Raw genomic sequence first — 22,369 nt, 5'->3', positions numbered from 1 at the left:
TATGATACTTGCGCCCCCTATTTTCCGTTTCCCCCGGCTCGCCCTCTGCATTGCACGCGTTGCAACGCCGCACGGGGCGGCCCAGAATCCACCCCATGTCCCGCAAACCCAAAAAAGGCTATTTCGTCCGTGGCCAGTTCGTTGCCGAAGGCAGCGAGCTCGACCTGGAGCTCAAGCGCGAGCTCAAGGGAACCGACGAAGCCAGCCGCACCGACCTGAAGCGCGAAAGCGACGAACTGCAAAAGCTGGGCACCGAACTTCTCGGCCTGCGCGCCGGCCTGTTCGACGCGCTGCCGCTGGACGAAAAGCTGATCGACGCCGTGGCCGAGGCCAAGCGCATCACCAATTTCGAGGGCAAGCGCCGCCAGATGCAGTTCATCGGCAAGCTGATGCGCAAGCTCGAACCCGAAGTGCTGGAGGCCGTGAAGCAGGCTCTGGCCGAGCAAAACACCGTGCCCGCGGCCGAAGCCGCCGCCCTGCACGAGGCCGAACGCTGGCGCGACCGGCTGATTGCCGACGACGACGCGCTGGGCGGCTGGATCGAAACCCACCCCGGCACCGATTCGCAGCAGCTGCGCGCCCTGGTGCGCCAGGCCCGCAAGGACCTGAAGGCCGGCCCGCCGGGCGAAGCGCCGCGACAGGGCAAGGCTTATCGCGAGATCTTCCAGCTGGTGCGTGCGCAGCTGGCGGTGCATGGTGGGGCGGACCACGCTGCGGCGGCCGCCGCGCAGGACCGGGAAGAGGACGCATGAGCCACTTGCCTTTCTCCCTCCCCTCCCGGGGGAGGGCCGGGGTGGGGGCAAGCGGCGCATCCATCGGGCACCCTGGCTGCCCCCATCCCAACCTTCCCCCGGAAGGGGAAGCAGCAACACCATGAGCACACCTGACTCCATCCGCATCGGCATCGTCTCCATCAGCGACCGCGCCTCCAGCGGCACTTACGAAGACAAGGGCTTGCCTTCGCTGAAGGAATGGCTAGGCCGCGCGCTGAAGAACCCGATCGATTTCGAATCCCGGCTCATTCCCGACGAAGCCGCTCTCATCAGCGCCACGCTGATCGAGCTGGTGGACGCCGGCTGCTCGCTGGTGCTGACCACCGGTGGCACCGGCCCGGCCCTTCGCGACGTCACGCCCGAAGCCACGCTGGCCGTGGCACACAAGGAAATGCCCGGCTTCGGCGAGCAGATGCGGCAGATCAGCCTTCGCTTCGTGCCCACCGCCATCCTGTCGCGCCAGGTGGCGGTGATCCGCGACAAGAGCCTGATCATCAACCTGCCGGGGCAGCCAAAGTCGATTGCGGAAACGCTCGAAGGACTGAAGGATGCCGACGGCAAGCAGGTCGTGCCGGGCATCTTCGCAGCGGTGCCGTACTGCATAGACCTGATTGGCGGCCCGTACCTCGAGACCGACGATTCGGTCTGCAAGGCCTTCAGACCCAAGTCGGCGATCAGGAACTGAGAAGCCGGGCTTCGCGCCCGTCTTCCTCGTCGCGCCGGTGCGCCATGCGATAGAGCAACGGTAGCACCAACAGCGTGAGCGCCGTTGATGACAGGATGCCGCCGATCACCACCGTCGCCAGCGGCCGCTGCACCTCGGCGCCGGTGCCCGTGGCGATGGCCATTGGCACGAAGCCCAGCGAAGCGACCAGGGCTGTCATCAGCACCGGCCGCAACCGCGTGAGCGCACCTTCGCGAATTGCCGCATCGAGCGGCAACCCGCCTTCGCGCAGGTTGCGGATGAACGAGATCATCACCAGCCCGTTGAGCACCGCCACGCCTGAGAGCGCGATAAAGCCCACCGCCGCCGAGATCGACAGCGGAATGCCGCGCAGCCACAGCGCCACGATGCCGCCCGTGAGTGCGAACGGAATGCCGGTGAACACCAGCAGGCCGTCCTTCAGGTTGCCGAACATCGCGAACAGCAGCGTGAACACCAGCAGCAGCGACACCGGCACCACCACCTGCAACCGCTCGGTGGCCGAGGCCAGGTTTTCGTATTGGCCGCCCCATGCGGTCCAGTAGCCCGGCGGAATGCTCACCTTGCGCATGGCTTCTTCGGCCTCGGCCACGAAGGACCCGAGGTCGCGGCCGCGCACGTTGGCGCTCACCATGATGCGTCGCTTGCCGTCTTCGCGGCTGACCTGGTTCGGGCCCGGCGCAAGCTCCAGCGTGGCCACTTCGCCCAGCGGGATGAAGCTGGTGCGCTGCTGAACCTCGGCGCCAGCGCCCCTGGGCAGTGCGATCGGCAAGCGCTTGATCGCCTCCAGGTCGGTGCGCAGGTTCTCGGGCAGGCGCACGAGGATGTCGAAGCGCCGGTCGCCCTCGAACAGCGTGCCCGCCTCGCGGCCGCCCACCGCAATGGAAATCGCGTCCTGCAGGTCGCCCACGTTGAGGCCGTAGCGCGCGGTCTTGTCGCGTTCGATGTTCACGGTGAGCATCGGCAGGCCGGTGGTCTGCTCGACCTTCACTTCTGCGGCACCTGAGATCTTGCTCAACGTTTCCGACACCTCGGCCGCCGTCTTGTCCAGCACCGCCATGTCGTCTCCGAAGATCTTTACGGCCACGTCGCTGCGCACACCCGAGATCAGTTCGTTGAAGCGCAACTGGATCGGCTGCGAGAACTCGTAGTTGTTGCCCGGCAGCTTTTCAACCTCTTCCTGCACTGCGGCCAGCAGCTCGGCGCGAGTGCGGCGAGATGCACCTTGAGGCGCCGGCCACTCGCTCTCGGGCTTCAGCATGATGTAGCCGTCGGAGATGTTCGGCGGCATGGGGTCCGACGCAATCTCGGCCGTGCCGGTGCGCGCGAACACGCGCTCGATCTCCGGAAACTTTTCTTTCAGCGTGCGTTCGATCTGCTTTTGCATTTCGACCGACTGCGTGAGGCTGGTGCCCGGTATACGCAGCGCCTGCACCGCAAAGTCGCCCTCGCCCAGGCTCGGCACAAACTCCGTGCCCAGCCGCGTGGCCAGCAGGCCCGAAAGCACCACCGCGACACAAGCCATGGTGATGACCAGCGGCTTGGCCGTCATCACGCGCGCCAGCAGCGGCTCGTAGCCGCGCCTGGCCCACTGCATCAGGCGGTTTTCCTTCTCGCTCACCCTGTTGCCGATGAAGAGCGCCACGGCTGCGGGAATGAAGGTGATCGACAGGATCATCGCGCCCAGCAGTGCAATCACCACGGTGAAAGCCATCGGGTGGAACAGCTTGCCCTCCACGCCCGTGAGCGCAAAGATCGGCAGGTACACGATCATGATGATCAGCTGGCCGAACAGCAGCGGTCGGCGCGCCTCCTGAGAGGCCGCGAACACTTCATGGAAGCGCTCGCTGCGCGTGAGCGGCCGCCCGAGCTTTGCTTGCGCATGCGCGAGGCGCCGCACGCAGTTCTCCACGATCACCACCGCCCCGTCGATGATGATGCCGAAGTCCAGCGCGCCCAGGCTCATGAGGTTGGCGCTGACCTTCTGGTTCACCATGCCGGTGAAGGTGAACAGCATCGACAGCGGAATGACCAGCGCCGTGATGAGCGCCGCGCGGATGTTGCCGAGAAAGAGAAACAGCACCGCGATGACCAGCACCGCGCCTTCGAAGAGGTTCTTCTTCACCGTGGCAATGGCCTTGTCGATCAGCACGGTGCGGTCGTACACCGTGACCGCCTTCACCCCGGCGGGCAAGGTACGGTTGATCTCCTGCATTTTCTTGTCGACCGCCTGCGAGACGGTGCGGCTGTTCTCGCCGATGAGCATGAACACCGTGCCTAGCACCACCTCGCGGCCGTTGTCGGTGGCCGCGCCGGTGCGCAGCTCCTGGCCGATGCCGACCTCGGCCACGTCCTGCACGCGCAGCGGAATACCGTTGGCGTTGCCCAGGATGACGTTGCCGATGTCTTCGGCCGACTTGACCTGTCCGGGCGCGCGGATGAGGTACTGCTCGCCGCGCTTCTCGATGTAGCCCGCACCCACGTTGGCGTTGTTGCGCTCCAGCGCGGTGACCAGGTCGGTCATGGTGAGGCCGTGCGCCAGCAGCTTGGCCGGATCGGGCGCAACCTGAAACTCCTTGGCGTAGCCGCCGATGGAGTTGATCTCTGTCACGCCCTTCACGTTGCGCAGTTGCGGCTTGATGATCCAGTCCTGGATCTCGCGCAGGTCGGTCGGCGTGTAGGGCGTGCCGTCGGCCTTCTTTGCGCCCTCGTCTGCCTCCACCGTCCAGAGATAGATCTCGCCGAGGCCGGTCGAAATGGGCCCGATCACCGGCGAGATGCCGGCCGGCATGCTCTCGCGCGCCGACTGGATGCGCTCGTTCACCAACTGCCGCGCAAAGTAGATGTCGGTACCGTCATCGAAGATCACCGTCACCTGCGAAAGGCCGTAGCGCGAAAGCGAGCGCGTCTGCTGCAGGCCGGGCAGGCCGGCCATCACCGTCTCGATGGGGTAGGTCACGCGCTGCTCCGCCTCCAGCGGCGAATAGCCCGGCGCGGCGGTGTTGATCTGCACCTGCACGTTGGTGATGTCGGGCACCGCGTCGATGGGCAGCTTCTGGTAGCTGAAGATGCCGAGCGCGGCCATGCCGAGCACGGCCAGCAACACCAGCCAGCGCTGTTCGATGGAAAACCGGATGACTCGTTCGAACATGCGGCGTCCTCAGTGGGTGTGCGTGGCAGAGCTCTTGCCCTGCTGCGACTTGACGACGAAGCTGCCGCTGCCCGCATGGGCTGCGCCGGGCGCAAGGCCACCCACGATCTCGATGCGCTGGCCGTCGCTGCGGCCGGTCTGCACATGCTGCGGCACAAAGCCGCCTGGCACTCGCAGGAACACGGTCGGTTTGTCTTCCACCGTTTGCACGGCTTCGGCCGACACCGCCACTGGGGCGTTCGCTTCGGACGAAACCAGTTCCACGTTCACGAACAGCCCCGGCCGCCACATTCGCTGCGGGTTGGTCAAGGTGACGCGCGCGGTGGCCGTGCGCGTTTGCGCGCCGATGAGCGAGCCCACGTACGACACCGTGCCGCTGACCGCCTGCTCGAAGGCGCTCGAGCGGATGGTCGCCGGCTCGCCGATGCGCACCAGGTTCAGGTAGTTGGCGGCCACGCTGATCTCGGCCCACACGGTCGAAAGATCGGAAATGGTGAACACGCTGGCGTCTTCCTTCACCGCTTCGCCGAGCGAGATGTGCTTTTCGACCACCATGCCGTCGAACGGCGCGCGCAGCTCGTAGCGGCCGAGGGCCGACGAGGCCGGCGTGGCGCCCAGCGCCAGCAGCTTCTGGTTGGCGTTGGCCACGGCAATCTGCGCCTCCTGCATGGCCTGCCCCGCCTGCAGGTAGTCCTGCTGGGCAGAAATCTTTTCTTCCCACAGCTTCTTCTCGCGCTGGTAGGTGGTGCGGGCCAGCTCGAGCCGGCGCTGCGCCGTCTGCAGCTCGCTGCGCTGCTCCGACAGCGCCGGGCTGGAGAGCACCGCCAGCACCTGGCCGCGCTTCACCTCCTGCCCAAGGTTGGCCGATACGCTTTCGACCACGCCGCCCACGCGCGGCACCACATGGGCGGTTCGGTCGTCGTTGAACTTGATCTCGCCCGGCAGTTGCAGCAACGACTTGATGCGCGCGGGGCCGGCGCTCTCCACAGCCACGCCCGCGGCCTTGATCTGCTCGTCGGTGAAGGCGATCTTTCCTTCCTGCTCCTTGCGCTCTTCGTTGTGCCCTTCTGGGTGCTCACCCTTCTTCTCGTCCTTGCCGGCCTCGCCGGAGGCGTGGCCATGCCCGTGGTCATGGTCATGGCCCTTCTCTTCTCCCTTGCCTTCTTCCTCATGGTGCTCGCCCTCGGCATGCTCGGCCGCTTCCGAATGCCCCGAGCCTTCAGGCTTGGCCGGCGCGGTGCGCAAGATCAGCGCGCCCGCGGCGATGCCGGCGACCAGCACGGCCACGATCGCCATCCATTGCTTCTTGCCGATGCGCCCCGCGGGGGTTTTTCTTTCTTCCGTATTCATGATGTGGTTTCCTTGTCAGCGTGCGGCATCCGCCGTACGCGGGGTTTCGTCGGCTTCGGTGCCCAGCAGCCGGTCGAGCTCGCTGGCCGCGCGATGCGCGTCGGCCACGGCCATCAGGTACTGGTTGCGCACCTGGAAGTGCGTGCGTTGCGCATCGAGCGCTTCGAGAAAGCTGAACTTGCCGAGCTCGAAGCCCTTGGCGGCAGCCTTGTAGGCGGCCTCGGCGCCGGGCAGTGCATCGCGCTGCAGCGTCTCGGCGGCGGCGCGCGCCGAACGCAGGCGCTCGGCGGCTTGCGCCACATCGGCACCCAGCTGCAGCTCGGCCGCGGCAAGGTCGTCCCGCGCCTTCTCTTCGCGGCTCAACGCCTCGGCCACGTTGCCGCGGTTGGTGTCGAAGATTGGCAGCGGTACCGACACGCCCACCACCACCTGGTTGCGGCCGTTGCTGCTGCCCATGCCTTCGTCGGCCGGCACACGCTTGGCGCCGAGCGACACGGTGACGTCGGGCACGCGCCGCGCCTGCTCCAGTTGCGAAAGCGCCTGGCGCCGCTCGACCTCGAGCCGTGCCTGGCGCAACATGGGCGCCGCGGCAAGCCGCCTCTCCACGTCCTGCGCCAGTGCAAGCGGTGGCAGCCGATCGACCGCACCCTGCGCCTGCGTGAAGCGCGGATCGGGGTTGCCCCACAGTGCGGCGAGCTGACGGCGCGCCGAGCGCAATGCGCCTTCGGCCTGCTGCAGTTCGACCCGGATGCCGGCCTCGGCCACGCGCGAGCGCGTCTCTTCGAGCGGCGGAACCTTGCCTGCTGCCACGCGGTTGGCGGCTGCGCGGGTGGCCGCTTGTGCAAGGCCCAACGAATCCTGCATCAGCCGCACGCGCTCCTGCGCGGCCAGCACGTCGAAGAACAGCGTGATGGTCGATGCACGCAGCTCCGAACGCCGCGCAAGCAACGCCGATGCGGCCTGGTCGCGCGCACGTTCGGCCGCCGTCACGCGGGCCGCGCGCTTGCCGCCCAGCTCGACGGGCTGGCTCAGCAGCAGCGTGGTGGTGCGGTTGCCCCGGCGCAGGTCTTCCACCTGCGCCTCGAGCACGGGGTTGGGCCATGCCCCCGCCTGCAGCACGGCGGCATCGCTGGCCTCCTGCTCACGCGCGGCGGACGAAAGCCCGGGGTTGGCCCGCTGTGCGAGCGCGATGGCGCTGCGCAGGTCCAGCGGGCCCGCGGGCTCCGCTGTTCTTGCTGCAGCCTGCCGCAGCAGCGGCGAAGGATTGGAACCGGCATCGGTTTGTGAAAATGCCGGGGACACCGCCAAGGCCATGACGGCCAGCGGCACGAAGAGCGTACGCATCGAATTCTCCTGGGTTGCAAAACAACGGGCGAGGGAATTCGGCGAGAGCTCAGCTGATGCGGGGTATCAGGGGTAAGGGTTGTTCTCTCGCCGAATCAAGCGGCGAGAGGTCTTGCAGGGCGCACAGGCACTTCGGAGATATGCGAGACAAAGTGCTCCGCTCGCATGACACGCAATGCCCGCGCGAGCGCAGGCAGGCCTTGCCCCTGCTCTGCCGCTGACGGCAGATGCTGCGCATGGCCCAGGTGGCAGGCCGCGCAGTCTCCCAGCACGGCATTCGGTTGCGTGCCCGGGCTCTTCTGCGTGTCGTCGGCACGGGTAGCGCCGTGGCTGCCCGCCTCGGACGGGTGCTCATGGTGGCCCCAATGGCGGGGCTGCACATCGCGCTCGTGCTGGCAATACGCCGCAGATGCCGCCCAGCTGAACTGGAACGGCAGCAGGAACAGCAAGAAGATCTGGAGCCAGCGGCGCATGGTTCCAAAAGTATATCGGCGGCACGTGGCACGGCTCCTGCATTGCCCCTTCGAGTCGCAGGCCCGCGGCGCAATGTATGACACGGGGCCGGCGCCCAGTCCGTCGTTCGAAACGACAGGTTCGCACCCGCCTTCCACCCACCCCCCAACTAACATCCGTCGATGCGAATTCTGGTCATTGAGGGCGAGCCCCAGCTCGGCGATGAGCTGAAGAAGGGCCTGGAGGAAAACGGGTACGCAGTCGACATTGCGCGCGATGGCGCCAAGGGCCGCTACCTTTCCGCGCAGCACGACTACGCGTTGATCCTTCTCGACGCAGTGCTTCCCGGTGCCGACGGCTTTGCGCTGCTGCGCGCCCTGCGGCGGACCAGCACCGTGCCCGTGCTGGTGCTCACGGCGCGGGACAAGGTCGAAGACCGGGTGAACGGCCTGCGGCAGGGCGCAGACGATTACCTGGTGAAGCCCTTCGCCTTGCCGGAGCTGCTGGCGCGCGTACGCACCCTGGTTCAACGCGGCAAGCCGAACGAGCCGACCACCTTCCGGCTGGCCGACCTGGAACTCGACCTTGCAAGCGGCAAGTGCGTTCGCAACCACCGGCGCATCGAACTCACGGCAAAGGAGTCCGCGCTGCTGGCGGTGCTGCTGCGCAACAGGGGGCAGATCGTCTTGCGCAGCACGCTCGCCGAAGAGGTGTGGGACAGCACGCTCGACAGCGACACCAATGTGCTCGAAGTCGCCATTCGCAGGCTGCGCGCCAAGATCGACGACCCTTTCGACCTGAAGCTGCTGCACACGGTGCGCGGCAGCGGCTACGTGCTCGAAGACCGTTCCTGGCCTTGAACACGCATGCTGGGCCGTACCCGCTGTTGACTAGGGCTCTGCGCGGGCCGGCGTTTCGTCTGCGGCGGCGGGCGCCTTGGCGCGGCCCATCACCAGGTTGATCAGCGGCCCCGTCATCGCGGTAGTCACCAGCGCCATCACCAGCAGCATGGTGAAGAGCTCGGACCCGATCAGGCCGGCGTCCAGGCCGATCTTCATCACGATGAGCTCCATCAGCCCGCGCGCATTCATGAGCGAACCGGTGGCAAGGCTGTCGCGCCATCCGTAGCCCGCCATGCGCGCGCCGATGGCCCCACCGGCCAGCTTGCCGATGGTGGCCACGCCGACGATCAGCAGCATTGCGCCCACGCTCGCGCCCGTAAAGGCATTGGCGGTGGTTCCCAGCCCCGTCAGCGCGAAGAACAGCGGCATCAGCACCACGATGGAAATCGGCTCGATGCGCTCGGTGAGCGAATTCAGCAAACGGTCGTCGCGCGGCAGGCAGGCGCCGAACAGGAAGGCGCCGAACACGGCATGCAGGTGCAGCCATTCGGTTGCCAGTGCGCACACCAGGAGTCCGATCATCAGCGAGGCCATCATGGTGGTCGAAGGCTCGCCGTTGGGCGCGCGCGTGCGCAGCAGCCATGCGAAGGCCGGCTTCATGCCGAAGAACAGCACAGCCAGCAGCACGACCACGCCTGCCGTGGTCTTGAGCAGGCCGGTGTAGCCCTCGCCCGCGCCCGCGAGGGCCACCACCAGCGCCAGCAAGATCCACGCGAACACGTCGACCACCGCCGCCGCGCTCAGCGAAAGCTGGCCGAATGGCGTGCGCGTGAGCCCGCGGTCTTTCAGGATGCGCGCCATCACAGGAAAGGCGGTTATCGAAAGCGCCGCTGCCATGAACAGCGCAAACGGCCAGAAGCCCACCCCCGCCGGCGCCAGCGACGGATGCAAGGCCGGCGAGATTGCAATGCCCAGCACCATCGGCACGGCAACGCTGAGCGCCCCCACGTAGCCGGCGGCCTTCAGCTGCGCGCGCACGCCCTGCGCGGCCCGCAGTTCGAGCCCCACCACGAACATGAAGAGCACCAGGCCCACCGTCGAAAGCGACGACAGCCCCTCGAGGTGGCTCTTGGAGAAAAGCTGCGCATGCAGCGAAGGAAACAGTGCCCCCATGACCACCGGCCCGAGCATGAGGCCGGCCGCCATTTCACCGACCACGCTCGGCTGGCCCACATGGCGAAGCACCCAGCCGCAGATGCGCGCGGTGCTCAGGATGACGATGAGTTGCAGCAGGAGAGAGGTGGCGGACATGGACCAGAGCGCGGGTGAAGGGGAATACGCGATGTTAGTTTTGTTCAGACGCTTCGAACCAACGATCGGCCCATTGATTGAGCGGCTTGAGCCGCTTGACGAGTTCACCGCCCGATTCGGTCAGCACGTAGCCCGCGTCGGCCAGCGCAACGATGCCGCCCGCGCGCAGTTCCTTGAGCCGGTCGTTCAGCACCGAGGGCGACATGTCCCCCGTGCTCACACGCAAGGCCCTGAAGCTTTGCGGCATGCCATCGCGCAGTTCCCACAAGATGCGCAGCGTGCCCTTGCGGCCCAGTTGCTCGAGCAGCCGCATCACCGGTCGGCGCGATGCAGCAGGGGCCATTGGTTCATGCGGGGCTTCGGCTTTGCTCATGAGGCGAGTTTCAAAAAATCAGGTCCTGGGCTTCTCTTGCGCTACGCATTTCGTAGCGATAGACTGCAAACGTCGCTACGCTTTTCGTAGCGATTTGAACCGCATTCTACGAAGGATTCGACCATGACGACCCTCGCGGCAACAGACAACAGCGCGCCCCGCATCCGGCCGCTCGAAGCGCCTTACCCCGAACCGATTGCCGACCTGCTGGCGCGAATGAACCCGCCCGGAAGAGCAGAAGTTCTAGCGCTGTTCCGCGTGCTGGCCATCAACCCCGAACTGGCCGAGCGCACGCTGGGACTCGGCCGCTATCTTCTCGGCCGCAAAGCCGCAATCGATCTGCGCGACCGCGAGGTGGTGATCACGCGCGTGTGCGCGCGCTGCGGCGCGGAGTACGAATGGGGTGTGCACATCGCGGCCTTTGGCGATGCAGCCGGTTTCAGCGCCACCGACAGGCGCGTGATGGCCTCGGTCACCGAAGACCTCGAACTGCTCGCACCCCGGGACCGCCTGCTGGTTCAGCTGGTCGATCAGCTGCACGACACCAGCCATGTGGACGATGCACTCTGGGAGGCGCTGACCGCCCACTGGAGCCCACCGCAGCTCATCGAGCTGATGATGCTTGCGGGCTGGTACCACGCCGTGAGCTACGTGTGCAACGCGGCGCGCGTGCCGCTTGAAAAATGGGCCGCACGCTGGTGAGGCCAGGTTTTCGATCGCCTGCTCCCCGGTAGCCTCAGCCGCCGTCACTCGCCTTCGGCATGCGCATCAACCGCAGTCCGTTGGCCACCACCAGCAGGCTCGCGCCCATGTCCGCGAACACCGCCATCCACATGGTGGCGCTGCCGAACACCGCAAGCACGAAGAACACGCCCTTGATGCCCAGCGCCAGCGTGATGTTCTGCCACAGCACCGAGTGCGCCCGGCGCGACAGGCGAATGGTCTCGGGCAGGCGGCGCAGGTCGTCGTTCATGATGACCACGTCCGCCGCCTCCATGGCCGTGTCGGTGCCGGCGCCGCCCATTGCAAAGCCGATGTCCGCCTGGGCAAGCGCGGGCGCATCGTTGATGCCATCGCCCACCATGCCGGCAACGCCATGGCGCTGCTGGAGCGCCTTGACGGCGTCGAGTTTTTCTTCGGGCAGCAGGTTGCCGCGCACGTCTTCGATGCCAGCATGCGCGCCGATCGCCCGGGCCGTGGCGGCGTTGTCGCCGGTGAGCATCACCGGCGTGACGCCGAGCGCGCGAAGCTCGGCCATGGCGGCCTGCGATGACGGCTTGATGGTGTCGGCCACCGCAAACAGCGCGAGCACCTCCTGGCCGGAGGCCAGCAGCGTGACGGTGCGCCCTGCTTCTTCATGGCGCTTCAGCTCGGCTTCGAGCGCCGGGGTGCACAGCCCCCGCTCCTCGATCAACCGATGGTTGCCGAGCACATAGGCTTGGCCCCCGTGCGTGGCCTGCACGCCGCGCCCCGGCAGGGCCGTGAATTCTCCGACCTCCAGCGCTTCGATCTCCAGGCCTTCGGAAATGGCCTTGGACACGGGGTGATCAGAACGGCTTGCGATGCTTGCCGCAACCGCAAAGACCGCATCCTTGTCAGCCGCAGCCCCGATCAGGCTCGATTCGACCAGCCGCGGCTTGCCTTCGGTGATGGTGCCCGTCTTGTCGAGCGCCACCGCCTTCAGCTTGCGCGCCTCTTCGAGGTAGGTGCCGCCCTTGATGAGAATGCCGCGCCGCGCGGCCGAGGCCAGCGCGCTCACCACGGTAACGGGCGTCGAGATGACCAGCGCGCAAGGGCACGCGATGACCAGCAGCACCAGCGCCTTGTAGATGGCCTGCAGCCAGGTCCACCCCATGAGCCAGGGCGTGAGCACCGCCACGGCAATGGCCAGCACGAAGACGGCAGGCGTGTAGACCGAGGCGAACTTGTCGACAAAGCGCTGCGTGGGCGCGCGCGATCCTTGCGCCTCTTCGACCGCATGGATGATGCGGGCCAGCGTGGTGTTGGCTGCCACCGCCGTCACGCGGAATTCAAGCGCGGCCGTCTGGTTGATGGTGCCCGCGAACACCGCATCGCCTGCCGACTTGTCGACCGGAATGCTCTCGCCGGTGACGGGTGCCTGGTCGATGGCGCTGGTTCCCTGGGTGACGACGCCGTCCAGCGGCACGCGCTCGCCGGGGCGGATGCGCACAACGGCGCCCAGCGCCACGGTGTCGGCCTTCGCCGTCTTCCAGCTGCCGTCGGGCTGCCGCACCTCGGCCTGCTCGGGCGCCAGCGCCAGCAGCCCCTGGATGGCATTGCGCGCGCGATCGACGGCGCGTGCCTCGATCATTTCGGCAATGGCATAGAGCGCCATCACCATCGCGGCCTCGGGCCATTGGCCTATCAGGAAGGCACCCGTCACGGCCACGGCCATCAGCGCATTGATGTTCAGCCGCCCGCGCACCAGTGCCGCAAAGCCCTTCTTGTAGGTATCGAGCCCGGCCAGGCCGATGGCTCCGAGCGCAAGCGCCATCTCCACCGCGGTGAACCCGGCGCCCTCCGGCGCGAGAAAGGAAATCGTCTCGGCCGCGATGGCCAGCACCAGCGCGGCAACCAGCCGCATGAGTTCCGGCGTCATGAAGCCGGTGGCGCGCGCCGTTCCGTCGGCGGCAGGCTGCCCGCCCGCCACGTCGTTCAGCGGCTCGGGCTTGAACCCCGCCTTGCGAATGGCTGCCAGCGCATCGGGCAACGCAGCTTCATCGGCCGTAATGGCCATGGTGCGTTCACCGAGACGGAAGCGCAGCCCGCTGATGCCGCGAACGGGCTCGAGCGCGCGCCGGATTTCGGACTCTTCCACTGCGCAGTCCATCGTGGGAATACGAAAGAGCAAGGCGCCCTTCGGAACATCGGCGGTGTCGACAGCGGCAATGGGGGCGGTGGTCGTTGATCCACACGCGGAGTTGCCGCAGCAGGCCGTTTCGGCAGGCGCGTGGGCGTGCGGCGCCAAGGGTTTCAGGGCATTCTGGTTCGTCATGAAGACAATTGGAAACCCTGAAGCAGGTGTAGAGTCAAACGACAAATTCCTTCACTTCGTTCTTGCCGCATCATGAAAATCGGAGAACTGGCCAAGGTCGCGAACACGCCGGTCGAAACCATCCGCTATTACGAGCGCGAGCAGCTGCTGCCCGAACCGGCGCGCACCGAAGGCAACTACCGCATCTACGACGACGAGCACGCGCAACGGCTGGGCTTTATCCGCCGCTGCCGTTCGCTGGACATGACGCTCGATGAAATCCGCAGCCTGCTGCGGTTCCGCGATGCGCCGGGCGAAGACTGCGGCCAGGTCAACCAGCTGCTGGACGACCACATCGGCCACGTGGCCGCCCGCATCTCGGAACTGAAGCTGCTGGAAAAGCAGCTGAAGGCGCTCCGCCAGCAATGCTGCGGGGCCGAGTCGGCGCAGAACTGCGGCATCCTGCAAGAGTTGGACACCGCCACGCTCGCCACGGAACCCTTCGGGCAGCACGCGGGGCATGTGCACGGCTCACTGCACAGCAGCACATCCGCCAAACGCTCGTCTTGATATGCCCTGACGTGATCAGGGCGCGGTCACATCGACCGCGTGCTCACACGCGAAGCAACCCGCGAAACCCTCTTGCCGCGTAGTAAGACTGGGCACCGTTGTGATACACGAACACCTTGCCATAGCGGTAGTCGCCGAAGAGCGCTCCGCCAAGTGAGCGAACGTCAGGCGGCGTCTCGATCCAGCTGGAAGTCTTCGCGTCGAACTTGCCGAGCTTCTGCAGCTCCCGGTACTGCTCTTCCGTCAACAGCTCGATGCCCATGGCGGCCGCCATGCCGAGAGCGCTGTCCTGCGGCTTGTTTTCCTTGCGCGCGTCCAGCGCTTCACGGTCATAGCAGAGGCTCCGGCGGCCTGTCGGGCTCTCGGGGGCGCAGTCACAGAACATGATTTGCCCGGTTTTCTTGTCCTGGCCGATCACGTCCGGCTCACCGCCGGTTTCTTCCATGGCGCCAATCGACTTCAGCGCAGCGGGGTTGCTTTCGAGCCTTGCCTGAACGTCGGCCCATGCGACGCCCTTGTGGCGTTGCATGTTCTTCTCGAAGCGGGCTTGCAATGTCTGGAGCAGTTCTTGCGTCTTCATGGTTCTTGGTTCTGCTACTTGCCTATGAGCTGGGTGAGCTTCTCCGCCTCGAAGCTCTCGTCGCGCGCCGCGTCGCAGGGCACGCAGTCCTTGGTGCCGGGGTGCGCGGACAGCTTCTCGATGGCCTGCCAAAGCAGCGCGATCTGGTGCTCCTGCCCCGCGGCACTGTCGATCAACCCGCGCATGGCCTGGCTGAGCGGGTCGTCCTCCTGCGTGATGCCGTAGGCCGAGAACTTCTGCGGCGCAGCGACATCGGCGCTCTCGCCCGCCTTCGACGGAATGATGCGCGCGGGAATGCCCACCGCCGTTGCCCCGGCAGGCACCGGCTTAATGACCACCGCGTTGCTGCCGATCTTGGCGCCGTCGCCAACCTCGAAGCCGCCCAGCACCTTGGCGCCCGCGCTCACCACCACGTTGCGCCCCAGCGTCGGGTGGCGCTTGGCGCCCTTGTAGAGCGAGGTGCCGCCCAGCGTCACGCCCTGGTAGATGGTGCAGCCGTCGCCGATCTCAGCGGTTTCGCCCACCACCACGCCCATGGCATGGTCGAAGAACACCCGCTCGCCGATCTTGGCGGCCGGGTGAATCTCGATGCCCGTGAGCCAGCGGGCCACATGCGCGATAAAGCGGGCCGGCCACTTGAAACCGTGCGTCCAACAAGCGTGCGCCCAGCGATGCAGCACCACGGCATGAAAGCCGGGGTAGACCGTGATCACTTCCCAGGCGCTGCGCGCGGCCGGGTCGCGTTCGAGGATGCACCGGATGTCGGCGCGCAAACGAGAGAACATCGCTGCCTTTGTTGTCGTTATATCGATAGGGGCCGCGCAGTCTAAAGCCGGCGGTCTTTCGCGCACGCGCGATGGGGTTTTAGCCCTTGCGCGGGCCGTTTGCGGCGTCGGCCATGGCCTTGGCGATGCCCCGCAGGATGTGAATCTCTTCGGGCGTGGGCTGGGCGCGGTTGAAAAGCTGCTGCAGCCGGGGCATCAGCTTCTTCGGCGCCTCGGGGTCCAGAAAGCCGATGTCCACCAATGAGCGCTCCCAGTGCTCGAGCATGCCGGCCACCGCCTTCGCATCGGCCGCCTGCACCGGCGCCGTGGCGTCGCGCACCGCATAGCCGCCCAGCGCAAGGCGCCATTCATAGGCAATCACCTGGATGGCCGCTCCCAGGTTGAGAGAGCCGAACTTCGGGTCGGTGGGGATGCTCAGGGCCACGTTGCAGCGGTAGACGTCTTCATTGCGCATGCCAAAACGCTCGGAACCGAACAGAAAGGCCACATGCTGGTCACCCTGCTGTGCCAGCGGCTCCAGGTGTTCCCGCGGGGTGCGCGTGGGCGGGCCGAAGTCTCGCGGCACCATGGCGGTGGCGCACAGGTGCGTCACGCCGTCGAGCGCCTCGTCCAGCGTTTCGACGATGCGGGCGTTGTTCAGCACGTCGAGCGCGCCGCTGGCCCGCTGGATGGTTTCTTCCCGCCGCAGCACGTTGGCCCACCGGGGCGTTACCAGCACCAGGTCGTCGAAACCCATGGTCTTCATGGCGCGGGCGGCGGCGCCCACATTGCCTGCGTGGCTGGTCTGGATCAGGATAAAACGGGTGCGCATGGAGGGTTTGGAGGCACGAAACGGGCGGAGCCGGTAAAATGACCGATTCTCGCCGCCCGCATCGCCGGGCCGCAGGGTCGCCTCCAGGGGACCTCCTCCACCGTTCTTCTCACAATCCAGAATGTCGTCCCCCAACCTGCATCCCATGCTCAATGTGGCCGTCAAGGCCGCACGCGCCGCCGGCGCCATCATCAATCGCGCCGCCCTCGACGTCGAGGCCGTGCGCATTTCGCAAAAGCAGGTCAACGACTTCGTTACAGAAGTCGATCACGCCAGCGAGCAAGCCATCATTGAAACGCTGCTTGGCGCATACCCGGGGCACGGCATCCTGGCCGAAGAATCGGGCACCGAGCACGGTGCAAAAGATTCCGACTACGTCTGGATCATCGATCCGCTCGACGGCACCACCAATTTCATCCACGGCTTTCCGGTCTACTGCGTTTCCATTGCGCTGTCGGTGCGCGGCAAGATCGAGCAGGCGGTCATCTACGACCCGAGCCGCAACGACCTGTTTACCGCCACCAAGGGCCGCGGCGCCTACATGAACGAGCGCCGCATCCGCGTCTCGAAGCGCACCAAGCTCAGCGAATGCCTGGTTTCGACCGGCTTTCCCTTTCGCACGGGCGACAACTTCAAGCAGTACCTGGCCATCATGGCCGACATGATGCCCCGCATGGCGGGCCTGCGCCGCCCTGGCGCGGCCGCTCTCGACCTGGCCTACGTGGCCGCCGGCTTTACCGACGGCTTTTTCGAAACCGGCCTCAACCCCTGGGACGTGGCCGCGGGTTCGCTGCTGGTAACCGAGGCCGGCGGCCTGATCGGCAATTTCACGGGCGAGCCCGACTTTCTGGAGCAGCGCGAATGCCTGGCCGGCGCCCCGCGCATCTACGGCCAACTGGTGCCGCTGCTTGCCAAGTATTCCAAGTTTGCCGGCATCGACGACAAGATGCGCGCCAGCGACCGCGTGCGCGCCGTGTCGGCCGCAGCGCGCCCCAACGCCGACGAATCGGTCGACCTGTATGCGCGCAGCACGGTGCCTGACCTGCCCGCCGCATCGCTCGACGGCGAAGCGCCCGCTCCCGCGGCCGCGCCGGCAGCACCGGTGTCGCGCAAACTCACGCGCATTCGCCGCGACGCGCCTGCCGACGGCAACCCCTCCGAAGGCGACGCTTCCGCCAAGTGATGCAGGGGCCCGGTGCCGCCCTTCGCTTTCGTGCGGCGCTGCGTGTTGCGCTGAGCCAGTACGTCGCCAACGGCTTCAGCGTTGCGCTCGGCCTGCTGGTCATCTCGGCCGGCGCGCATTTTTGGCTCGGCACCATTGCCGCTTCCGCAGCCGCGGTGGGCGTGATCGTCACCGCCCCGCCCGACCTGCCCGGCCCGCGCCGCGGCAAGTTCTTCCAGATGCTGCCGGCCCCGCTGATCGGGCTGCCGCTCTTCTTTCTGGTGCAGCTGCTGCACACCGCGCCCATTCGCCTTGGGCTGGTGCTGGTGCCCGCCACCTTCGTCGCCTTTCTGGCCATGGCATGGGGCAAGCGCGGCATTCCCATTGCCATTGCGGTGATGTTCTCGATGGTTTTCTCGATGGCCACGCCCGCGCCGAGCGGCATGGCCGAGGCGTTGGAGCGCACCTGGCACTTTGGCCTTGGCGCCGGCCTCTACGTGATCTGGGCCAACCTGGCCAACCATGCGCTTAACGGGCGCTACCGGGTGCAGTCGGTGTCGGACGTGCTGTATTCGCTGGCCGCGCTGATGCGCACCGAGGCCACGCAGTTCACGCCGCGCGACGACACGAGCGACATCCGCGAAACCCCTGCACCCTTGCTCGGCCGGCTGCTGCGCGAACAGGCCGCGCTGGCCGACCAGCTGCAGGCCACGCGCGACATCGTGCTCGAGTCGCCGCGCACGCCGCGCCGGCAGCGGCTGGCCGCCATGCTGGTGATCGTGCTCGAAATGCGCGACCAGCTGCTTGCGAGCGAGCTCGACCTGGACGCGCTCAAGAGCCACCCCGCGCATGCCGAGGCACTCATCGAGATGCGCCGCGTGCTCGAAGAGCTGGCCGACGAAACCACCGCGCTCGGCGACTCATTGCTCATGGGCCGCCACCCCGAGCCGGTGGCCGACCGCCGGCCGCGCCTTGCATCGATTCACCTTCCCGCCGAAGAGCACGCGGCAAGCCACGGCATGCCCGGCCCCAACCCCGCCATGCTCGCGCGAGGCCTGGCAAGCCGCATCGGCCACATCAACGACGAGGTGCTGCGCCTTTCGGCCATGGCGCGCGGCGATGCCGAGCCCAACCTGGCCGTGGTGCGGGCCAACTGGCAGATGTTCGTGAGCCCGACCGACTGGTCGCTGCGGCCCTTTCTCACGCTCTGGAGCTGGGACGCGCCGCCGCTGCGGCATGCCATTCGCGCCGCGCTGGCCATTGCGGCCGGCTATGCCATTGCGGTGTCGCTACCCTGGGGTTCGCACGACTACTGGATCTTGCTGACCATTGTGGTGGTGCTGCGCGGCAGCCTTTCGCAAACGCTGGAGCGGCGCAACAGCCGCGTGGCCGGCACGCTGCTGGGCTGCGTGCTGGCGGTGGGCCTGCTTTCCGCGCACCCGTCGCCGCTGCTGCTGCTGGCCTTCGTTACGGTGTCGCAGGCCATTGCGCACAGCTTTGCGGTGCGCCGCTACCTGATTACTGCCGTGGCGGCCACGGTGCTCGGCCTGTTGCAGGCGCACATGCTCAACACCGGCGCCGCGCCTATCTTTGCGCTCTTCGAGCGCATTGCGGATACGCTCATCGGCGCCGCGCTGGCATGGGGCTTCTGCTATGTGCTGCCGTCATGGGAGCGCGGGCAGATTCCGGCGCTGGTGGCGCGCACGCTCACGGCGCAGGCGCGCCATGCACGCCTGGCACTGGGCCTGGGCCAGTTGCAGGCGGTCGACAGCAGCCCCGAGCTCGAATGGCGGCTTGCGCGCCGCGAGGCCTACGACAGCCTTTCAGCGCTGGTGCAGGCCACGCAGCGTTCGCTGTCAGAGCCGCGTGCGGTGCAGCCGCCGCTCGAGCCGCTGGAGCACCTGCAGGCGCACAGCTATCAGTTGCTCGCGCAACTGAGCGCCGTAAAATCGATGCTCGTGCTGCGGCGCGACCGGCTTACCCCGGGCGAAATCGAAGGCCCGCTCGCGCGCACTGCACAGCGCATCGAAGCAGCCATCGGCACCGCGCCCACCACCGGTCCCACGCTGCCCGAAAGCCCCGGTTCCACCACCGTGGGCGGCCCGATTCCCCTGCCCGACCCGTTCGACAACGACATCAGCCCCTGGCTGCTGCGCCGCCTCGATCTGGCCACGGCACTCGCTACGCAGCTGCGCGACGACGCGGCGCGCATTCTTCAACCCCTGGAGACACAAGCCACGACCACCGCTCAATGACCGAAGAGATGCTTGCCCACCCCTGGTTCGGCACCTGGCTCGCAGCCGTGATTGCCGTTCCGCTCGCGCTGCTTGTTCACCGTCTCGGCGGCCTTGTGCTGATGCGAATCACCCGTCCGGCGCCCGCGCTGCATTCGATGGTGATCAACTGCAAACCCGTGGCCCGGGTGGTGCTGCCCCTTTTGGCGCTGCTGCTGGTGTTCCAGGCCGCGCCGAGCGATCTTCGCTTCATAGGCAGTGTGCGGCATTTCAACGGCCTGCTGCTGATTGCCGCCACCACGTGGCTGGCGGTAAAGGCCATCAGCGGCTTTGCGGACGGCGTGCTCGCGCAGCACCCGTACGACGTGGAAGACAACCTGCACGCGCGCCGCGTGCTCACCCAAACCCGCGTGCTTGCGCGCACCGCCATGTCGATGGTGCTGGTGGCCGGCGGCGCGATGATGCTGATGACTTTTCCGGGCGCGCGGCAGGTGGGTGCGAGCCTGCTGGCCTCTGCGGGCGTGATCGGCATCGTGGCCGGCCTGGCGGCCAAGCCGGTGTTCAGCAACCTGATTGCCGGGCTGCAGATTGCGCTGGCCCAGCCCATACGCATCGACGACGTGCTGGTGGTCGAGGGCGAATGGGGCCGGGTCGAAGAGATTACCGGCACCTTTGTGGTGGTGAAGATCTGGGACGACCGGCGTTTGATCTTGCCGCTCAGCTACTTCATTGAAAAACCATTCCAGAACTGGACGCGCAGTTCGTCGCAGCTGCTGGGCGCGGTCTTCGTTTACGCCGACTACGGCATGCCGCTGCAGCCGCTGCGCGCAGAGGTCGAACGCATCGTGAAGTCGGCGCCCGAGTGGGACGGCCGGTTTTTCAACCTGCAGGTAACCGACGCCACCGAGCGCACCATGCAAATTCGGGTGCTTTGCACCGCCGGCAACTCCAGCCTTGCCTTCGATTTGCGCTGCAAGGTGCGCGAAGGGCTCATCGACTTCATGCAGCGGGAGTACCCGCAGTTCCTGCCCCGGATGCGCATCGAAAGCGATGGCAAGCCGGGCCGGCAAGACACTCAGGACATGCAGCGTCAGCCCGTGCCGTCGCCGCGCTGACCCGCAGCGTGGCTGCGGCGGCGCAGCGGCGGCAGCTGCAGGTTGGTGAACGCCCGCAGCAGCCACTCCGCGGGGCCATACGCAAAGTTTTGCATCCACCACCGGCTCAGAACCAGGTTGCCCGCAAATATGGCCAAAGCGACGCCAAAGGTTGCCAGCGGCCCGATGGTGCCGATCCACCGCAGCCCGTAGGCCAGAAAGATCCACGCGCAGACCAGCGATTGCAGCAGGTAGTTGGACAGCGCCATGCGCCCCGCAGGCGCCAGCCATTGCGCCAGCACGCGGCCAGGCCCGGTCTGGAACACCAGCAGCATGCCGGCTGCATAAGCGGCCGCCAGGAACGGTGCCGTCAGCAGCGTGGCCGCCAGGCCCTGGATCTGTCGCGCCACATCGTTCAGCCGCATGGCAGGCAAGGCATAGACCAGCGCACCCGGCACGCCGACGAGCAAGCCCCAGAACAACACCCGCCGCAGCAGCTTGCCATGCGCCTCTGCATGCGCGAGCAACCCGCGCTTGCCGGCAATGAACCCCGCAAAGAACATGGCCAGCGCCTCGGGTGCCTGCACCAGCGCGGTGATCCACCAGACCTGCGACAGGTCGCGCAGGTGCTGCACCATCACCATGGCCGGCGAGGCTCGGTAGGCGGCCAGCGCCCTGGCCGCGTCGGCGTAGGCGGCTTCGTTGGCCAGCCGCATGTCCGCATGCGTGACCAGATAGCCAACGGCGGCCCACGTCAGCGACACGATCAGCACCAGCCCGATGGCCGCGCACGCCATGAACACATCGCCCCGTCGCCGCAGCAACAGCAGCACCGCGCCCAGAACCGCATATGTGGTGAGGATGTCGCCGTAATAGAGCACCACGGCATGCAGCACGCCGATGACCCACAGGCCCACCAGCCGCCGCACCATGCGCGGCGCAAAGCGCTTGCCGTCGCGCTCCGCCGCCCGCATCTGCAGCGTGAAGCTGTAGCCGAACAAAAACGAGAACAGCAGGTAGAACTTGGTCTCGAACACAAAGGCCCGCACGAACGAGGCGCTGCGGTCGGCCAGCGAAACAGCCAGCGGATCGGGAATGCCCAGGCCGTAGTAAGTGGATGCGAAGCTTGCGATGTTGACCACCAGAATGCCCAGCAGCGCAAAGCCGCGCAGCGCATCGACCAGGTGCTGGCGCTCGTTCGTCGTTTCTTTCGGGGCGGGCGTCATTCAGGCTTTCTTGGCTTCAGGGGTGGATTGGCGCCACCCGCGCCGCGGCGGCCGCGGTCTGCCTTGGGCAGCACCGCCTCTTCGACCATGCGTTCCGCCCGGGCGTGCAGGCGGTGCAGCGACTCGTCGAGCCGCGCCGCGTCGTCGTCACTCAACGCGCCCAGCAGCTCGGCGTTGATTTGCGTGACCAGCGGAAACAGCTCTTCATACAGCGCCTGCCCGCTTTCGGTGAGCCCCAGCCGCACCTGACGCCGGTCGCCCGGCCGCACCACGCGCGACACCAATTGCTTGGCAACCAGCGAGCCGACCGCCTTGGAGGTGCGGGCCCGGTCCAGTTGCGCATGCTCGGCCAGCTCGGAAGAACTGAGCTCGCCGCGGCTTGCAAGCACCGCAACCAGCCGCCATTCGCGCCGGGTAATACCAAAGCGCCCCTCGCACAGCCTGATGACCATGCTGCCCGCCACCGACAGCAGGCGCGACAGCCGGTACAGCAGCAAATCGTCCAGCGGGCGACGCGGCGCGGTCATTTGGGGGTTAGGGCGTGTTAACACTACTGGCGTGACTCCAGGCTCATATCGGAAACTCCGGGTATGGAGATCACGCAAGCCCAAT

Annotated in this window: 20 protein-coding genes; 8 read left to right on the top strand and 12 right to left on the bottom strand. The window is 66.9% G+C overall.

Translation table 11 applies throughout. The features are described 5' to 3' along the window. The first annotated feature begins 95 nt into the window (after window positions 1-95). Together yjgA and mog are read left to right on the top strand one after the other, a co-directional pair. Window positions 96-752, top strand: a complete 657-nt coding sequence (yjgA, locus tag V9L20_RS26060; RefSeq protein ID WP_258508052.1) for a ribosome biogenesis factor YjgA — start codon at window positions 96-98, stop codon at window positions 750-752. A gap of 121 nt (window positions 753-873) precedes the next feature. Next, window positions 874-1,458 carry a molybdopterin adenylyltransferase gene (mog, locus tag V9L20_RS26055; protein WP_337298763.1) on the top strand — a complete coding sequence of 195 codons (585 nt, stop codon included), beginning with the start codon at window positions 874-876 and terminating at the stop codon, window positions 1,456-1,458. Here mog and V9L20_RS26050 read toward each other — a convergent pair. The 4 genes from V9L20_RS26050 to V9L20_RS26035 form a co-directional block, all read right to left on the bottom strand. Continuing rightward, window positions 1,448-4,627: an efflux RND transporter permease subunit gene (locus tag V9L20_RS26050; RefSeq protein WP_337298762.1), complete on the bottom strand. Its 3,180-nt coding sequence runs from the start codon at window positions 4,625-4,627 to the stop codon at window positions 1,448-1,450. The two genes, mog and V9L20_RS26050, sit on opposite strands and share 11 nt — an antisense overlap. Before the next feature lie 9 nt (window positions 4,628-4,636). Continuing rightward, complete coding sequence (locus V9L20_RS26045) at window positions 4,637-5,977, bottom strand: efflux RND transporter periplasmic adaptor subunit (protein ID WP_337298761.1); 1,341 nt, start codon at window positions 5,975-5,977, stop codon at window positions 4,637-4,639. Between the two features lie 15 nt (window positions 5,978-5,992). Then, entirely contained in the window at window positions 5,993-7,321 is a 1,329-nt protein-coding gene (locus V9L20_RS26040; RefSeq protein ID WP_337298760.1) for a TolC family protein, read from the bottom strand. Between the two features lie 95 nt (window positions 7,322-7,416). Further along, on the bottom strand, window positions 7,417-7,794 hold the full coding sequence (locus V9L20_RS26035; RefSeq protein WP_337298759.1) for a hypothetical protein: 378 nt from the start codon (window positions 7,792-7,794) through the stop codon (window positions 7,417-7,419). 162 nt (window positions 7,795-7,956) lie between these two features. Here V9L20_RS26035 and V9L20_RS26030 point away from each other — a divergent pair, with 162 nt between their 5' ends. After that, on the top strand, window positions 7,957-8,634 hold the full coding sequence (locus V9L20_RS26030; protein ID WP_337298758.1) for a response regulator: 678 nt from the start codon (window positions 7,957-7,959) through the stop codon (window positions 8,632-8,634). Between the two features lie 30 nt (window positions 8,635-8,664). On the opposite strand, the gene V9L20_RS26025 is transcribed toward V9L20_RS26030, so the two are convergent. Together V9L20_RS26025 and V9L20_RS26020 are read right to left on the bottom strand one after the other, a co-directional pair. Next, on the bottom strand, window positions 8,665-9,927 hold the full coding sequence (locus V9L20_RS26025) for a cation:proton antiporter (RefSeq protein WP_337298757.1): 1,263 nt from the start codon (window positions 9,925-9,927) through the stop codon (window positions 8,665-8,667). Window positions 9,928-9,961: 34 nt separating this feature from the next. Then, window positions 9,962-10,300 carry a winged helix-turn-helix transcriptional regulator gene (locus V9L20_RS26020; protein WP_258501283.1) on the bottom strand — a complete coding sequence of 113 codons (339 nt, stop codon included), beginning with the start codon at window positions 10,298-10,300 and terminating at the stop codon, window positions 9,962-9,964. Window positions 10,301-10,423: 123 nt separating this feature from the next. Here V9L20_RS26020 and V9L20_RS26015 point away from each other — a divergent pair, with 123 nt between their 5' ends. After that, a complete protein-coding gene (locus V9L20_RS26015) occupies window positions 10,424-11,002 on the top strand; it encodes a carboxymuconolactone decarboxylase family protein (RefSeq protein ID WP_337298756.1) in 579 nt (192 codons plus the stop codon). Between the two features lie 34 nt (window positions 11,003-11,036). Here the strand turns inward: V9L20_RS26015 and V9L20_RS26010 are convergent, their stop codons facing one another. Then, entirely contained in the window at window positions 11,037-13,316 is a 2,280-nt protein-coding gene (locus tag V9L20_RS26010; RefSeq protein WP_337298755.1) for a heavy metal translocating P-type ATPase, read from the bottom strand. Window positions 13,317-13,388: 72 nt separating this feature from the next. Here V9L20_RS26010 and cadR point away from each other — a divergent pair, with 72 nt between their 5' ends. Further along, on the top strand, window positions 13,389-13,865 hold the full coding sequence (gene cadR, locus V9L20_RS26005; protein ID WP_258508061.1) for a Cd(II)/Pb(II)-responsive transcriptional regulator: 477 nt from the start codon (window positions 13,389-13,391) through the stop codon (window positions 13,863-13,865). Between the two features lie 43 nt (window positions 13,866-13,908). On the opposite strand, the gene V9L20_RS26000 is transcribed toward cadR, so the two are convergent. Genes V9L20_RS26000 through V9L20_RS25990 form a run of 3 tightly spaced genes read right to left on the bottom strand, consistent with a single transcriptional unit; the run spans window position 13,909 to window position 16,041 of the window. Then, on the bottom strand, window positions 13,909-14,445 hold the full coding sequence (locus tag V9L20_RS26000; protein WP_337298754.1) for a DUF4256 domain-containing protein: 537 nt from the start codon (window positions 14,443-14,445) through the stop codon (window positions 13,909-13,911). A 14-nt stretch (window positions 14,446-14,459) separates the two neighbouring features. Further along, window positions 14,460-15,251: a serine O-acetyltransferase gene (cysE, locus tag V9L20_RS25995; protein WP_258501334.1), complete on the bottom strand. Its 792-nt coding sequence runs from the start codon at window positions 15,249-15,251 to the stop codon at window positions 14,460-14,462. Between the two features lie 58 nt (window positions 15,252-15,309). After that, window positions 15,310-16,041: an RNA methyltransferase gene (locus V9L20_RS25990; RefSeq protein WP_126746107.1), complete on the bottom strand. Its 732-nt coding sequence runs from the start codon at window positions 16,039-16,041 to the stop codon at window positions 15,310-15,312. 121 nt (window positions 16,042-16,162) lie between these two features. On the opposite strand from V9L20_RS25990, the gene V9L20_RS25985 reads away from it, so the two are divergent. From V9L20_RS25985 to V9L20_RS25975, 3 genes are read left to right on the top strand one after another with little or no spacing between them, the layout of a single operon-like run. Further along, window positions 16,163-17,224: an inositol monophosphatase family protein gene (locus V9L20_RS25985; RefSeq protein WP_337298753.1), complete on the top strand. Its 1,062-nt coding sequence runs from the start codon at window positions 16,163-16,165 to the stop codon at window positions 17,222-17,224. Then, window positions 17,224-19,458: an FUSC family protein gene (locus V9L20_RS25980; RefSeq protein ID WP_337298773.1), complete on the top strand. Its 2,235-nt coding sequence runs from the start codon at window positions 17,224-17,226 to the stop codon at window positions 19,456-19,458. Before V9L20_RS25985 ends, V9L20_RS25980 begins: the two co-directional genes overlap by 1 nt. Then, window positions 19,455-20,552: a mechanosensitive ion channel family protein gene (locus V9L20_RS25975; protein ID WP_337298752.1), complete on the top strand. Its 1,098-nt coding sequence runs from the start codon at window positions 19,455-19,457 to the stop codon at window positions 20,550-20,552. Before V9L20_RS25980 ends, V9L20_RS25975 begins: the two co-directional genes overlap by 4 nt. Here the strand turns inward: V9L20_RS25975 and V9L20_RS25970 are convergent. Next, window positions 20,528-21,757 carry a DUF418 domain-containing protein gene (locus tag V9L20_RS25970; protein ID WP_337298751.1) on the bottom strand — a complete coding sequence of 410 codons (1,230 nt, stop codon included), beginning with the start codon at window positions 21,755-21,757 and terminating at the stop codon, window positions 20,528-20,530. The genes V9L20_RS25975 and V9L20_RS25970 overlap by 25 nt on opposite strands. Further along, complete coding sequence (locus V9L20_RS25965) at window positions 21,754-22,284, bottom strand: MarR family winged helix-turn-helix transcriptional regulator (RefSeq protein ID WP_337298750.1); 531 nt, start codon at window positions 22,282-22,284, stop codon at window positions 21,754-21,756. The genes V9L20_RS25970 and V9L20_RS25965 overlap by 4 nt, the downstream gene beginning before the upstream one ends. Between the last annotated feature and the right edge of the window lie 85 nt (window positions 22,285-22,369).

This window comes from Variovorax sp. CCNWLW225 (genome assembly GCF_037204045.1).
In the GTDB taxonomy this organism is placed as follows: Bacteria; Pseudomonadota; Gammaproteobacteria; order Burkholderiales; family Burkholderiaceae_C; genus Variovorax.
The sequence above is the reverse complement of the archived record's forward strand: the minus strand, read 5'-3'. Positions and strand labels throughout refer to the sequence as shown.